Source organism: Moraxella sp. CTOTU47618 (assembly GCF_032017425.1).
GTDB classification, from domain to species: domain Bacteria; phylum Pseudomonadota; class Gammaproteobacteria; order Pseudomonadales; family Moraxellaceae; genus Faucicola; species Faucicola tetraodonis.
Genome location: NZ_DALZPW010000003.1, coordinates 175,096 through 190,356, shown reverse-complemented (window position 1 = coordinate 190,356; position 15,261 = coordinate 175,096). Strand labels below are relative to the sequence as shown.

Annotated in this window: 13 protein-coding genes and 2 tRNA genes (1 of these 15 only partly in view); 2 read left to right on the top strand and 13 right to left on the bottom strand. The window is 42.9% G+C overall.

The features are described from left to right. The 7 genes from RTS09_RS04470 to leuS form a co-directional block, all read right to left on the bottom strand. Positions 1 to 55, bottom strand: a tRNA-Lys gene (locus RTS09_RS04470) (it extends 121 nt beyond the left edge of the window). Between the two features lie 95 nt (positions 56 to 150). Then, positions 151 to 226, bottom strand: a tRNA-Lys gene (locus tag RTS09_RS04465). A gap of 255 nt (positions 227 to 481) precedes the next feature. Beyond that, positions 482 to 2,464: a MacB family efflux pump subunit gene (locus tag RTS09_RS04460; protein WP_312534674.1), complete on the bottom strand. Its 1,983-nt coding sequence runs from the start codon at positions 2,462 to 2,464 to the stop codon at positions 482 to 484. A 78-nt stretch (positions 2,465 to 2,542) separates the two neighbouring features. After that, on the bottom strand, positions 2,543 to 3,853 hold the full coding sequence (locus tag RTS09_RS04455; RefSeq protein WP_312534672.1) for an efflux RND transporter periplasmic adaptor subunit: 1,311 nt from the start codon (positions 3,851 to 3,853) through the stop codon (positions 2,543 to 2,545). 310 nt (positions 3,854 to 4,163) lie between these two features. After that, the gene (gene holA / locus RTS09_RS04450) at positions 4,164 to 5,183 is read right to left on the bottom strand and encodes a DNA polymerase III subunit delta (protein ID WP_312534669.1); all 1,020 of its coding nucleotides are present in this window, start codon (positions 5,181 to 5,183) and stop codon (positions 4,164 to 4,166) included. A 41-nt stretch (positions 5,184 to 5,224) separates the two neighbouring features. Beyond that, entirely contained in the window at positions 5,225 to 5,791 is a 567-nt protein-coding gene (locus tag RTS09_RS04445) for an LPS-assembly lipoprotein LptE (RefSeq protein WP_312534666.1), read from the bottom strand. Between the two features lie 131 nt (positions 5,792 to 5,922). After that, the gene (gene leuS / locus RTS09_RS04440; protein ID WP_312534664.1) at positions 5,923 to 8,583 is read right to left on the bottom strand and encodes a leucine--tRNA ligase; all 2,661 of its coding nucleotides are present in this window, start codon (positions 8,581 to 8,583) and stop codon (positions 5,923 to 5,925) included. 95 nt (positions 8,584 to 8,678) lie between these two features. Between leuS and RTS09_RS04435 the strand changes: the two genes are divergently transcribed. Then, entirely contained in the window at positions 8,679 to 9,032 is a 354-nt protein-coding gene (locus tag RTS09_RS04435; protein WP_282849839.1) for a Spx/MgsR family RNA polymerase-binding regulatory protein, read from the top strand. Positions 9,033 to 9,122: 90 nt separating this feature from the next. On the opposite strand, the gene ccoP is transcribed toward RTS09_RS04435, so the two are convergent. The 4 genes from ccoP to ccoN are packed head-to-tail and all read right to left on the bottom strand — an operon-like array spanning position 9,123 to position 12,571. Next, complete coding sequence (gene ccoP / locus RTS09_RS04430; protein ID WP_312534659.1) at positions 9,123 to 10,301, bottom strand: cytochrome-c oxidase, cbb3-type subunit III; 1,179 nt, start codon at positions 10,299 to 10,301, stop codon at positions 9,123 to 9,125. Continuing rightward, positions 10,298 to 10,471: a cbb3-type cytochrome oxidase subunit 3 gene (locus tag RTS09_RS04425; RefSeq protein WP_050325699.1), complete on the bottom strand. Its 174-nt coding sequence runs from the start codon at positions 10,469 to 10,471 to the stop codon at positions 10,298 to 10,300. Before RTS09_RS04425 ends, ccoP begins: the two co-directional genes overlap by 4 nt. Then, complete coding sequence (ccoO, locus tag RTS09_RS04420; RefSeq protein ID WP_065252990.1) at positions 10,471 to 11,088, bottom strand: cytochrome-c oxidase, cbb3-type subunit II; 618 nt, start codon at positions 11,086 to 11,088, stop codon at positions 10,471 to 10,473. The genes RTS09_RS04425 and ccoO overlap by 1 nt, the downstream gene beginning before the upstream one ends. Positions 11,089 to 11,098: 10 nt before the next feature. Then, on the bottom strand, positions 11,099 to 12,571 hold the full coding sequence (gene ccoN / locus RTS09_RS04415) for a cytochrome-c oxidase, cbb3-type subunit I (protein ID WP_203172121.1): 1,473 nt from the start codon (positions 12,569 to 12,571) through the stop codon (positions 11,099 to 11,101). A 523-nt stretch (positions 12,572 to 13,094) separates the two neighbouring features. Between ccoN and RTS09_RS04410 the strand changes: the two genes are divergently transcribed. After that, the gene (locus RTS09_RS04410; RefSeq protein WP_036597947.1) at positions 13,095 to 13,484 is read left to right on the top strand and encodes an SCP2 sterol-binding domain-containing protein; all 390 of its coding nucleotides are present in this window, start codon (positions 13,095 to 13,097) and stop codon (positions 13,482 to 13,484) included. 35 nt (positions 13,485 to 13,519) lie between these two features. On the opposite strand, the gene RTS09_RS04405 is transcribed toward RTS09_RS04410, so the two are convergent. Both RTS09_RS04405 and RTS09_RS04400 read right to left on the bottom strand, forming a co-directional pair. Continuing rightward, positions 13,520 to 13,801: a hypothetical protein gene (locus RTS09_RS04405; protein ID WP_312534656.1), complete on the bottom strand. Its 282-nt coding sequence runs from the start codon at positions 13,799 to 13,801 to the stop codon at positions 13,520 to 13,522. A gap of 272 nt (positions 13,802 to 14,073) precedes the next feature. Next, the gene (locus RTS09_RS04400) at positions 14,074 to 15,051 is read right to left on the bottom strand and encodes a hypothetical protein (protein ID WP_312534653.1); all 978 of its coding nucleotides are present in this window, start codon (positions 15,049 to 15,051) and stop codon (positions 14,074 to 14,076) included. Between the last annotated feature and the right edge of the window lie 210 nt (positions 15,052 to 15,261).

Here is a 15,261-nt window from a genome sequence, read left to right as displayed (position 1 = left end):
AACGCGGGACCAATGGATTAAAAGTCCACTGCTCTACCAACTGAGCTAACGATCCTGAGAAGCGTTAAGAAAACGTCTGGGAGACGTTTTTAGCTTCGCAAGAGCAAATCTATGATTTGCTAAAGCATTAAAAAATTGCAAAGCAATATATGGTGGATCGTCCGCGACTCGAACGCGGGACCAATGGATTAAAAGTCCACTGCTCTACCAACTGAGCTAACGATCCAAAACTGTTAAGGCAATCAAAAACGATTTTCACGTTTTTATTTTGGCTATTGCCGTTAAGTGAGTGCATATTATACGCATTAAATCTTGGTTTGCAAGCCTTTTTGCACAATTTTTTTAACTAAAGATTTGCATCGAAATAGAGGCATAAATTTATCGACTTATCATACCTTTAACTTATCTAGCCTTGATTAAATAAATCTTGATTGGCTAGACGTGGATTAACTAGGTATTAATTAACTAGGTGATAAAACTTTTATTCACCACCTGATAAGGCATCGACAGGATTGAGTCTCGCGGCATTGCGCGCGGGAATAAACCCAAAAACCACACCAATGAGAGTGGAACACACCACCGCCGCTACAATGGAGGTGGTTGAATACACCACTTGGAAATTACCCCCTGCAAATTTGTTAATTAAAGCGCCGATGGCAAACGCTAGGCTAATACCTAAAATCCCGCCCAAGATACATACCAAAATCGCTTCTATCAAAAACTGCTGCATGATATCAGATTGTCTTGCGCCCACTGCCATGCGCACACCAATTTCACTGGTACGTTCGGTAACTGAGACGAGCATGATATTCATGACGCCAATACCCCCCACGATCAAAGAAATAATGGCTATCGACGAAACCAGTAATGTCATCGTGCCTGTGGTGGATTCAATCGTCTGACGAATTGAATCAGAGTTTTGAATACGAAAGTCATCGGTGCCGTGTCGCTGCTCTATCAAATCAGAAACAGCTTGCTCAGCGGCACTAGACGAGATAGTATTTTTTAGTAGCACAATAAAACTATCTACATGACTAGTACCAACCATTCTATGCATCACAGTGGTATAAGGCATATATAGGGTAGGGGTGTCTGAACTTGGACCAAAAGCTTGCTCAGACGGCTGCAATACACCGATGACGCGAGCGGGCACACTACCCACCAACATCACTTCACCAATGGGATCGCTGACATTGGCAAAAAAGGCGGTTTTTGCATTATTATCAATAATCACATCTTGGGTCATCGAGGTGATACTATTGTCATTAAAGGTTTGCCCAAGCGCGAGTTTTTCGCCTTTCACCGTTAGATAATCTTTGCCCACGCCACTGACATTCACAGAAGCTTCTGTTTCACGGTAACGGGCGGTGGCGGTATTGCTGCTGACTTGTGGACTGACGCTTTGCACATAAGGCTGTTCTGCGACAGCATTGGCATCGGCATCTGTTAAATTATTATCATGGTATTTACGGCGAGGGTCACCAAATTTATAGCCATCTCGTACGGTTAAAGTATTGGTGCCTAAGGAGCTGATATCATTGAGAATTTTTTGTTGAGAGCCTTGCCCTAGACCCACTACCGATACCACAGAGGCAATACCAATGATAATACCTAGCATGGTTAACAATGTCCGCATTTTATGCGCTTTCATTGCCAAAACAGACATCTTAAAGGCTTCAGATAAGCGGTCTAAAAACGCGGTCACACCAGATTTTTTGGCAAAATTTAGGTGTTGAACCGCTTTGGTTTTATCAAATCTATTGTCGGTATAATAATCTTTAAGAATCTGTCCGTCTTTGATTTCGATCACGCGTTCGGCTTGGGCAGCGATAGAAGGATCGTGGGTCACCATAATGATGGTATGACCTTGGCTATTTAGATTTCTCAAAATTGCCATCACATCTTTACCCGATTGGCTATCTAATGCCCCAGTCGGTTCATCAGCCAGGATAATGTCGCCACCATTCATTAAGGCACGAGCGATAGACACACGCTGTTGTTGACCACCGGAGAGTTGGCTTGGGCGATTTTGGGTTTTTGCCGCCAGCCCTAAGTCGTCTAATAATTGAGTGGCGCGCGCTTCACGTTGCCGCACGGGCATCCCTGCATACACGGCAGGGACGGCGACATTGTCTTGGGCATTGATGTCACCGAGTAAATGATAGCGCTGAAAAATAAAGCCAAAATGCTCACGGCGAAGCTCGGCAAGTTCGTCTGCGGTGAGTTTGTCCACCGCTTTGCCATAGATGTGGTAACTGCCCGCGGTCGCCTGATCTAGGCAGCCTAAGATATTCATTAAGGTGGATTTACCCGAGCCTGATTGACCAATAATTGCCACCATTTCGCCTTCATAAATGGTCAAGTCAATCCCATGTAAAACCCGAATTTTTTCATCACCTGCAGGAAATTCGCGGATTAAATCCTTCACTTCCATGACAGGTTGTTTGGTGTCTTGCGTTATCATCAGCCGTGTATCTCAAAGTTAGCATGCGTCATAGGTTATAATCAACGTTTACAATCTAGGGTTATCATCTACCGATGACTACATCATCGGTGGACCACCCTTATTTTTAGACGATGAACTTGATTTACTCACCGTTGCTTGACCCACAACCACCTTATCACCTTGGTTGACGCCGCTAAGAATTTGGGTGGTAATACGATTGGTGACGCCTGTTTTGACCGCTTGTTTTTTGGTACTACCATCGGCTTGTACGACTTCAACATAACTGCCTATTCTTGGGTCATTTTTGATTGCTGCAGCCGGTACGCTAAGCACATTATTGACTTTGTTTTCAACAATATAGACTTGCGCTGTCATATTGATGCGTAGCGCGCCATCGGGATTGGGGACAGTAAAATAACCAATATAATAAATCGCTGAATCCGTTGACGTTGATGAATCACTGGCGGTAGTGCCATCGGGCGCAGGTCCAATGGTATCGAGCGTGGCTTGGTATTTCTTATCTGGGCGTCCAATGATATTGAAATAAACAGGCAACCCTACTTTTAGGTTAACGACATCGGCTTCTGATATTTTGGCTTTCACGCGCACACTACTCAAATCTGCCAATGTCACAATGGTGGGGGCTGATTGATTGGCGTTTACTGTTTGCCCTTGTTTGGTGGTGATAGAAATCACCGTGCCTGACATCGGGGCAACAATTTGGCTATATCCAAGATTTTTTTCAGCCGTATTGACGTCCGTTTGCGATTTTTTTATGGTTTGTTGTGCACTAACAATATCGGCTTGCGATGAGGCAATATTTGCTTGGGCAGTCGCAATCGCTTCTTTCGCGCTGTCCACATTGGCTTGGGCTGTTTTGACAGCGGTATCCGCTTGCTCCAGCTCTTGTTTGGAGATGGCATTCATGGCAAGCAAGGATTTTAGGCGATTGTATTCTGTTTGCGATTGTTGCAAGGTTGCTATTTTACCTTTCAAGTCGGCTCGCGCTGTGGCAAGCGCGGCTTGTTTGGTCTGATAGGCGGACTTGGTACTTTCCAAATTCGCTTTGCTTTGCTGTAAGGTAGCTTGCTGCGTGGTTAAGGTATTTTGCAGGGTAACTGGGTCAATTTGAGCAATAACATCGCCTTTTTTGACCGTGTCACCCACCTCGACATACAATTTTGTCACTTCCCCTGACACCTGAGCGCCCACATCCACTTGTTTAATGCCTTCAATTTTGCCCGTGGACATCACACTGTTCTCAATATCGCTACGTTCGACATTGGCGGTGATGTAATCGGGTTTTTGGGGTTTGGGTTTAAAGTACCAATAAGCTAACGCTGCCAGCGAAATAACGATCAAACTTAAGATTGCCCATTTGAGCCATTTTTTTTGGGTAGCGGTCATCGTGCCAAGCCTTATCAAGGGATAAACAATTGAAAAAAATTAAATAAATACAGCTTTGTAACAGGGAGTATTAAAAGCTAAATGAGAATAAATTGCAATAAAAACAGGTAAGCCGAAAGGATTTTTAATTATAACCACATAATCTTGCTGGATTATAAAATGAATGTTATGAGTAACAAAAACGCATTAAAAATTTGGGGGGTGGTGGATTGTACGGTGGTTTGATAGGCGTGCTGTTTGAAAGGTTGCAAAGATTGCAAAGGTTGCGGAGCATTTTTAAAAGCAACTTTTAAAGTAACTTTTAAAGCAACTAGTGAAATAATGGTTGACCCGCTAGGCGAAAAGCGAGTTGGTAGAGCAGCTCCCAAGCCGGTTGTTGCAACAGACCTTTGATGGCTTGGTCGGCTTGGTACAGCGCATCCGACCAGTTTCGGGTAGCGTCATGGGAATGACGATGCAGGGCTTTACTATACAGCTGTTGCTTACTTTGCCAAATGCCGAGGCTTTGATAGCTTGCCCCTGATTGCAAGCTTAAAATATTGCGCATATCTTTGGCTATCATCCATAACACCAGACTCTCTGGTTCTTCACTGGCTTTGAGTTGCTGTAAGATTTTTGCAACCTGCGCGGTATCACCTGCCAACATGGCATCCGATAAATCAAAGGTGGTAAACATAGATTGACTCACCAACCCATCAAACAGCTGAGGCTCATCGATGGTCACAAAATGGGTAGGGGGATTCGCATCTGTTGTAGCATAGAGATAGGAGAGTCGCCACAGACTTTGGTAAGCCGCTAGCAAATTATGCTGAGTTTGTGCCATTAGCATTTGCCAAGCGGGTTTGGTGAGTTCGAGCCCAAAGTCTTGCGCGTGTTGCTGTAGCAGTTGTTCGCGTTGCTGTTCTTGATAAATATGACATTCGATGACCTGACCAAATTTATCGCAAAGCGAAAAAAACGCACTGCTTTGGCTTTTCTTATCGTATTTATCACTGATAATGACTAAGCAATTGCTCGAATTGCTCGTCGCAAATTGCTCTAATTCTGTTAACGCCTCTTTATCGGGTTTATGATTACCGTGAACGATAATGGCTTTGTTGTCATCAAACAGTGACATACTGTTCAGCTCTGCCAAAACCGCTTGCCATGATTTGGCGCTGGTAATATCCATGCGCGAAATTGCCATATTATGCTGCCGCCAATTTGGCGACATTTTTTCTATCAGCCACTGTGACAGCAAATCTTCATCGCCATGCATTAGCCACAGGCCAGTGGCTGGGTCTTGCCTATTTTTGAGATGTTGAAAGGCATTTAAAAAATTGTACTGCATCAGCGTATTATCAATTAGGTGTCAATTAGGTATCAATTAGGTTAGGGGGTAGTTGTGGTCGACAGTTTGGTGATTTTAGGAAGGCTCAGTGCGACATATTGGTCAGCAATACGCTGCGCCAGGTTGTCATACAACCATACTTTAATTTGCTCGGCTTGGGGATTGTCGGTCGCTACCACGCCTTGGTCATACTGATAGCTGCGCTGTACTTGAATCGTATTGGTCAGCGTGCGGGGTTGACCATTTTCAATGGCGCGATAGCTTACCTCTGCGCTTAACACCATGCGAATTTCGGTCAAAATACCGCGTAGCTGGTAGTTTTGCAGGCGAATGTTTTTGACTTCAATACTGGCAGGCAAGGTAGTATTTGATTGGTTGGTTGCATTTTTATCAATCACCTTATCTTGAGTGTTAATGCTCATCTGGTCCAGTTGTTTTTTCAACGAATTTTTAACCGCATAGGCTTCAGGCGTGTTGTTAAAAATCAGCTCAGTGGTCGGGATATTCTGTGACATGGGCGCATCATACCCGCGTAGATGAAAACCACAGGCAGGTAGCTGCGTCAGTAACACACTGCTTAGGAAGATACGAAGAAATGGCTGATTCATATAGTTACCTGTCTGTTAGTTACCCATCTATGATTGTCGGTATTGCTTGTGATAACACTTTATTATAATGCTTCATTATAAAGCTTTAAGGTCAAAAAGGGCTTAGGTTGCCAATAAGCCCTTATAATCAATTAGGCTTTTACCACAATATTAACCAGTTTATTGGGCACCACGATTTCTTTGACGATATCGCCGGTGATGAATTTAGCGACGCTGTCGAGTTGTTTCGCTTCGGCTTTTAACCAATCGCTGTCACTGTTTGGCGCCACCTCCATTTGACCACGGATTTTGCCATTGACTTGCACCACCATGGTAATAGTGTCTTGTACCAAGGCTGAAGTATCAACGGGTGGATAGGTTAGCGTCATCACATCAATCCCTAACTCCTCAAGTAAGACTTCTGCCATGTGCGGCGCGTACATGGTGAGCAAGGTCAATAACGTTATGAGTGCTTCATTGGCTACCGCCAAATCGCTATCTGAACGAATGTCAAATGCAGTGAGTTCGTTCGACAATTCCATTAAAAATGACACAGGGGTATTGAGCGCCAAGTTTTTGCCAAAGGCGTCATCTAATTTGCCGATAGTATCATGTGTTTTACGGCGTAGACTTTTAGCGGCTTTACTAAGCGACGGAGCGTCACTCACCGATAGCGTTGCTGCGGTTAAAGATTGTTGTGCCAGTGTGTCACCATGCTCGATGGTATAACGCCATACTTTTTTCAAAAAGTTATACGGACCTTTTAGCCCATCGTCAATCCATTCAAGCGTCTGGTCGACAGGCGCGGTAAACATGGTGTAAAGTCGGACTGTGTCTGCGCCATATTGATCAATGGTCGCTTGTGGGTCGACGCCATTGTTTTTTGACTTCGACATTTTTTCGATTTTGCCAATTTTGACAGGCTGACCATCGGCTTTTAAGGTCGCTTCGATGGGCTGACCTTTGTCGTTGTAGCGGATATCAACTTCTTCTGGAAAGTAATAGGATTTGCTACCATCGGCATTTTCGCGAAGATAAGTACCCGCCAAGACCATGCCTTGGGTGAGTAAATTAGCAAAGGGTTCATCACCCTGCACCAAGCCTTCATCACGCATGAGTTTGTGGAAAAAACGCGCATACAGTAAATGTAACACGGCGTGCTCAACACCGCCTACATATTGATCCACAGGTAGCCATTTATCGGCGGCGACTTTATTAATCATCCCATCAGTATAATTGGGTGAGGCAAAACGCGCGTAATACCAGCTTGATTCTACAAAGGTATCAAAGGTATCGGTTTCACGTTTGGCAGGCTTACCGCAACATGGGCAGTTGACATCGGTAAATGAAGCAAGATTGTTGAGGGGATTGCCACGTCCATCGGGCACCACATCTAAGGGTAATACCACAGGCAGCTGATTTTCAGGAACAGGCACTGTACCGCAGTCGGCGCAGTTGATCACCGGAATTGGGCAACCCCAATAACGCTGGCGAGATACTCCCCAATCACGTAGCCGATAATTAATGGTTTTTTTACCCAAGCCTTTTGGCTCAAGTTGGGTTAAAATGTTGTCAAAGGCTTGTTTAAAATTTAAACCGTCTAACTCACCCGAGTTAATAGCCACGCCATTTTGCTTATCGCCATACCAGTCTTGCCAAGTGGTCGCATCAAACTGTTGACCTTGCTTATGATGTTCGTCTAGGTCAATCACTTGTTTGATAGGTAACTGGTATTTATTGGCAAATTCAAAGTCGCGTTCATCATGCGCAGGGACTGCCATGACAGCGCCAGAACCGTAGCTCATTAAGACGTAGTTAGCGACCCAAACAGGCACTTGCTGACCTGTCAACGGATGGGTGACAGTCAGACCCGTGTCCATACCCATTTTTTCAGCTTTGGCTAAGTCTGCTTCGGCAACTGAACCTTTTTTGCAGGCTTCAATAAAGCTTTGTAGGGCAGGATTTGTCGCGGCCGCGTGTTTTGCTAGTGGATGCTCAGCTGCCACCGATACATAAGTCACGCCCATTAAGGTATCAGGACGGGTAGTGAATACATCTAGGGTTTTTTCTTCACCATTTAAGGTATAAGGGAAATGAATTTCCATGCCTTCAGAGCGACCAATCCAGTTGCGCTGCATGGTAATCACTTGCTGTGGCCAATGACCTTCTAGCTTATCCAAATCATTTAACAGCTCGTCTGCATAGGCGGTGATATTAAAGTAGTACATGGGGATTTCGCGTTTTTCAATTAACGCACCTGAGCGCCAACCGCGACCATCTACCACTTGCTCATTGGCAAGGACGGTATTATCAACAGGGTCCCAATTCACAGTTGAGAGTTTTTTGTATACCAAGCCTTTTTTGAACAGTTGTACAAATAGCCATTGTTCCCACTTGTAGTACTCTGGCGTACAAGTAGCAAATTCACGTGACCAGTCAATCGATAGTCCTAATGATTTAAGCTGTGCGCGCATGTTATCAATGTTTGAAAACGTCCACGCAGCAGGGGCAACAGCATTGGCAATCGCTGCATTTTCTGCAGGCATACCAAACGCATCCCAGCCCATTGGCTGCAATACTTCATAACCCTTTAACCGGTAGTAACGACTCAACACATCACTAATCGTGTAGTTGCGCACGTGCCCCATATGTAGTTTACCACTGGGGTAAGGGAACATAGACAGCAAATAACGTGACGGCTTATCTGATGCCGCGTTGTTTACTTGATAGCGATTTTGCTGTTCCCATTTTTGTTGTTGGGCGGGCTCAATCTCTTGGGGTTGGTATTGACTGGTTAAAGCTGAATTACTCATAATGGTCTGAATTTGCAGTATTTGAATGGGAAGGTATTTTAAGCCCCATAGCATAGCCTAAAACCGTAAAAATTGCGATAAAAAAAGGAGGTAATATGAGCATCACCATCTACGGTATCAAAAATTGTAGCACCATGAAAAAGGCGTTTGATAAATTAACTGCACTGGGTTTGGAGTATGAATTTTTTGACTATAAAAAACAGGCGATAAATAAACCGACATTAGCACATTGGGTCGAAACAGTTGGTATCGACAAAATCATGAATAGCAAAGGCACAACCTACCGCAAACTTAGCGATGCGCAAAAAGCCCAAATAAAGCAAGATGTGGATGCTGCTTTAGATATGATGGTGGCGCAACCAAGTATGATTAAGCGCCCGATTGTCGTCTCAAACAATGAGTTAATCATTGGTTTTGATGAAACTGCCTTTGAAAAACTAGGCATGTAAAACTAGGCAAGTAAAGAGGGACAAGGAAAAGTCAATCCGCAATAAAAAAGCGAGTAACTAAAACTCGCTTTTTTAAGTGGCGGGTAAAAATTATTTTACCGCACTAGCAACCGCAGATTTGACCGCATTTGCAGTTTCAACTGGGGTAGAGGCTGCACCACGTTCTTTATTAACAACAGTGGTTGGCGTCATCACAGAGCCATCTTGTTTGTGATCGCTTAATGAATAAACATACGCCGCCAATAACATAATACGCTCGTTACCCAATTTGGTATCCCAATGTGGCATCACACCGGCACGGCCGTTACGTAACGTAGTACGAACCGTTTCACGGTCGCCACCATATAACCAAATGTCATCCGTAAGATTCACCGCACCGATATCATGGTTACCTTTGGCATCTTTACCGTGACATACCGCACAGTTAGTATCAAAAATAGCCTTACCTTGATTAACCAAAGTTTGGTTCAACTGACCATTTTCTTTTGAACCATGACCGGGTGATAGTGATAGTACGTATTCAGCTGCGGCGCGAACACCATCTTCACCAATCTGCGCTTTCCAAGCTGGCATACCACCCACGCGACCATGATTTAGGGTTAACAAGATTTTATCGGGTGTACCGCCATAAATCCAGTCATTGTCCGTCAAGTTTGGATAACCGGGTGCACCATGCGCTTGTGAGCCATGACACACTGAACAGTTTTGTAAGAACAAACGCTGACCAATTTTAATCGCTTGAGGATCTTGAGAAAGTTTTAGAACGGCAGGTGCCAGTCCTACAATACCTTTATCAATTTGCGATTTTAATTCGGCATTCGGTTCTGCATTTTTAGCTTGCTGCGCTTGTAATTTAGCAAGGCTATCAATTTGCGCCGTTACCGCTTTGTCTTTTAAGATTTTATCATTGAACGTGCCAGTAAATACGGCATTATTGCGCTCAAGATCGGATGCTAATTCATTAGCACTGGTCCAAGGAACATCTTGACCATCTACTTTTACCGTAGTGATACCTTTCCATGAGCCTGGCATTACTGATGGGAACAATAGCATGTATAGTAGTGCCCAAGCTAATGTACCCCAAAAGATTACTAACCACCATTTTGGTAATGGACGGTCAAACTCTTGGATACCATCGTATTCATGGCCTGTAGTACCGTCATCCGACATTTTTGGGCGATAACCCAATACACCGACTAACCAGAACAAAATCCAAGCCCAACAAGCGATGGAAAATAGGGTTATCCAAAAACTCCAAAATCCACTCATTTTTTATCCTTATTGCGTTGTGATGCACCTGTTAGGTCTTCGTCATCTAACGCAAGTTTTGCATCTTCTTCAAATCGTTTGCGATTCTTTGGCGAGTAAGCCCACCAAACAATCGCAATAAAAGCGATAAACGCTGCGACCGTTGCGATACTGTGTAATGTGCCCAACATTAACGTTGACCTTTCATTGCAGTGCCCAGTTGTTGTAAATATGCAACAACAGCATCGAGCTCAGTTTTACCTTGTACCGCATCAGGTGCACCTGCAATATCAGCATCGCTATAAGGCACACCAAAATGGTCACGGAATAGACGCATTTTTGCTTGTACTTCTCCAGGGTTAACGTCATTTTTTGCTAACCAAGCAAATGATGGCATCACAGACTCAGGTACCAATGATTGTGGGTTAATCAAGTGTTCACGTTGCCAGTCATCAGAATAGCGTCCGCCCACACGCGCAAGATCAGGTCCAGTACGTTTAGAACCCCATAAGAAGGGATGATCCCAAGCGGATTCAGCTGCGCGCGAGTAAGGTCCATAGCGTTCCACTTCAGCCCGAAGAGGACGAACCATTTGGGTATGACAGACGTGACAGCCTTCACGAATATAAATATCACGACCTTCCATCTCAAGGGCAGTCCATGGCTTCATATTGGGCAAAGGTTGGTTAACCTCTTTGGTATAAATCAATGGCACGATTTCTACCAAAGTCGCAAAACTAATAGCTACAACGATTAGGATAAGTAGAAGACCCGTGTTTTTTTCAATAATTTCATGATTGAGTTGCATGAGTCTCTCCTTAAATCTGTTTTACGGTAGCAGTTTCTACTACAGGTGTAGTGGTATCCGCTACTTCAACAGTTTTAGTGCTTGGCATCGTGATAGTTTTGTAGACGTTGTAAGCCATAACGACCATACCTGTGACATACAATAAACCACCAAATGCACGACCAATGTAAGGATAGTGCGAGAACAAGACAGTATCAACGAAACTATACACCAGCGTTCCATCTGGATTTGTAGCACGCCACATCATACCTTGACCAATACCTGAAATCCAAAGCGATACGATGTAGAAAATAGTACCTGCAGTAGCCAGCCAAAAGTGCGTGGTGATTAAATCAGTTGAATACATTTTTTGTTTGTTCCAAATACGTGGAATCAATACATATAATGAACCAACGGTAATCATACCAACCCAGCCTAACGCACCAGAATGCACGTGACCAACGGTCCAGTCAGTATTGTGGGATAACGCATTGACAGTTTTGATTGACATCATCGGACCTTCAAACGTTGACATCGCATAGAAGGACAGTGCAACAATCAAGAAACGAATAATAGGGTCTGTGCGAAGTTTATCCCAGCTACCAGATAAGGTAAGTACACCATTAATCATACCGCCCCATGAAGGCGCAAATAAAATGATAGAAAATACCATCCCTAAAGACTGTGCCCAGTCAGGGAGTGCTGAATAATGAAGATGGTGACCACCCGCCCACATATAAGACGCAATTAACGCCCAAAAGTGGATAATAGATAAACGATAAGAGTAAATAGGACGACCGATTTGTACAGGCACAAAGTAATACATCATACCCAGAAAGGCGGCTGTTAAGTAAAAACCTACGGCGTTGTGACCATACCACCATTGCACCATAGCGTCAGTTGCACCGCCAAACAAGGAATATGACTTCCAAAAGCTCACAGGGATTGCCATACTATTGACAATATGCAGTAACGCAATGGTCAAAATAAATGCCGCAAAGAACCAGTTAGCAACGTAGATATGCGAGGTTTTGCGTTTCAATAACGTACCAAAAAACACAATAGCATAAGATATCCACACCACGGCAATTAAAATATCAATGGGCCATTCAAGCTCAGCATATTCTTTCGCTGAGGTTAAACCCAAGGGTAGGGTAATAATTGCGCCAACAATAACAAGGTTCCATCCCCAAAAGGTGAACCAGGCTAGATAAGGTGCGAATAAACGCGTTTTACACGTTCTTTGAACGATATAATATGAAGTTGCGAATAACGCACAACCACCAAATGCAAAAATCACCGCGTTGGTGTGCAATGGACGCAAGTGGCTAAATGTTAGCCAAGGGATACCAAAATTGAGGGCAGGCCATGCCAATTGTGATGCAATGAACACCCCAATTGCCATACCGATAATACCATATACTACCGCCATGATTGAGAACAACTTAATGATGTCCACTTCATAATCATCGGTAATAGGTATTGCTGTGTTTTGTAAATTCATTCGATGATTTCCTTTACAGCCTATATTATCAACAAGTTTAAGCAGAAATCTCCTTTGTGCCTGTCAATAAAACTATCAGGTCAGATACGTTGGCGCTAGTTATTTTTTTATAAGATAGGCTAACTGTTTAGTGGCTAGTTTCACGATGAATTTTAAAGAAATTAGCGGCTAAATCTTGACGCAAAACAGTAAATTTACAAGCAGTAAAATAGGCTCAAACTCACGATTCTCACCAAGTATTGTAACTTAATCTTTGCTAAATATCATCTAATGTAACGTTCATAGCGCAAAAAAAAATTACACACCAACTATTATAATATGAAAAATAAAAAAAACCATGTAAATTGTGGGGATTTTTTTAACATGCCATACACTATCTAGTAACAATGCTAAAAATGGTTAACCGAGCGCCATTATCGTTGTTCTAGAAATAGGTTTATTATGCGTCAGAGAATTGTCATTCATACAAAATCTCGGTAAGATGCACAAGTTTTAATACAACTAACGATAATGAGGATTTAAAATGGCTAAAATTTTAACACAAGAATGGTTTGATAAAGTTGACGAATTAACCAACAAAGCAGGTGACTTAAATCTACCACCCGCGATTAAAAATATGTCAATTAATTTACAAGTCACAGATAGCGACAATCAAGAAGTCAATGCCGCTTTTTATGATGGGACAATTCATCAGGGTTTGAAAGATGGCGCTTTAACCACCTTAAAACTTGATGCCGATACCTTAAAAGCAATTTTTTTAGATCGTGATATGAACCGGGCAATGGAAGCCTTCATGTCTGGCAAAATCCGTGTCGAAGGCGATATGGGACAATTAATGTCTATCCAAACTGCAAGCCCAAGCGCTGAGCAAAAACAGCTTTTCAAAGACATCTTAGCCAATACACAAGTGTAATCGGGCTAATCAAATAATTTTGGATATTGCGAGCCTTATCCGTGTGTTAAGCGAAATATCACTAATACCCCGAGCACAAAGAAAATCATCGATAACATTCGGTGATTTTTTTTATCGCGTCCTTGGGTGGGATACAGTAGAAAACCTGTGGTATAAACCATCAGACCATTGACTGAGCTAGTTTGAGTGGCTAAGGTGGTTTGGGGTGCTAAGGTCGTTTGAGTAGATAGTGGGAGTGGGCTGTGATTTACCAATCCAGTCTGGGCTTGGATAGCGTCTGAAGTAGAAACTGCGGATTTAGTCGACTGATTTGGCATGGGTCATCTTCCCAAAATAACTGATATAACACTCACAAACATTAGCGGCTGATATTGGGTAGGCGGTTGAGCCGCTATAGAATTTATGACGTTGATTGATAAAAATTGATTAAAATCAAATTTAAAATAACGATAATATAAAATTATAGTCGATTCAATGAATTAAATACAATAACGCGCTAAATTTACATTTATTTACAAAATAACAAAGCCACTGTCATAGTCGGCAGTGGCTTCGAGAAATTTAACCAATGATTTTAGCGGGGAAAGGCTTAAAACGCTCTATAATTGGTGGCTGCTTTTTTCTGATTTTCCATAAAAATAGTCCCCTGTAGCCAAATATTGGCTTGAATATAATCGTTGACTTGAATGGTCGCATCGATGTTATCGGCATTGACCGCTAAACGAATAACAACAGGGTTATCAAGGCTTTCACGTAGTATTACCACATCAAGCAATACAAATTCAACCCCGTTAAAGCTGGCAGTCTGTTTGCCAACAATTTGACCTTGGCACCAGGCTTCATCTTGTTGACCGATGGTTTCACCAAATAAATAGGCACACATGTGACCGACGTTGATTTCAATTGGCTCAAGCGGCAAATCTTTTTCGCTAGGTTGCCAAGCGGCAATTTGGGCTTCAAGGTCTTTTGGGGCAACGTTATTATTTTTGGTCAAAATATCATTGAAGGCGCGGTGATAACGAATCGCTTCAGGCTCATCAACCACAATGGTTTCTGAGCGGTTACTCAAACTTACGGTATAAGCAAAGGCACTCAGATTGATTAAGTAGCGGTGATTTTTTTCATAGTTGTGCGAATTGATGGCATAATACTGGTCAAATACATATAGCACGGTATTGTCATCAGTTTTTAACCGCAAAATCGCCTCTATCTGATTGTCACATTTATAGACACCTTCAATCGTGACCCATTGCCCATACGGACTATTGACACAAGGAAACGCATTAATCAAACGCTTGGGTGAGCGATTGCTATCAATTTCAATCACTTGATTGATATGAATTGGCTGATTGCCCGATAGTAAAATATGCGAAGGCGTGGCGTTGGTAGTCTTTAGTGGGGTAGGCATGGTGGCAGTATCAATATGCGATTGCAACCAATTTGGGACGTCATCGGGAATGTTGTTGGTAAAACATGACCAGTGATCTGCATGACCAACCACTTGATCACAGTTTAGGCTAATCGTACTGGGGGCATTTGAAGAAGGGGGTTGGTGGGTATTGGTCATAAGACGTCCTTTAAGTAACAACAGGTTTATCAGTAACAACAGGCTTATATTGCAAACAAACTTAATAAACTAAACAGCTGTCACGATATTTATCAAAATTTTAATGATTACATTATCAGCTATCAATAGGCTAATATCAGCCTTCAAATCATCCCGATTAAATCAACGAGTATCAGCTATTAACCTATCTTTTATCAATGGATTAACCCT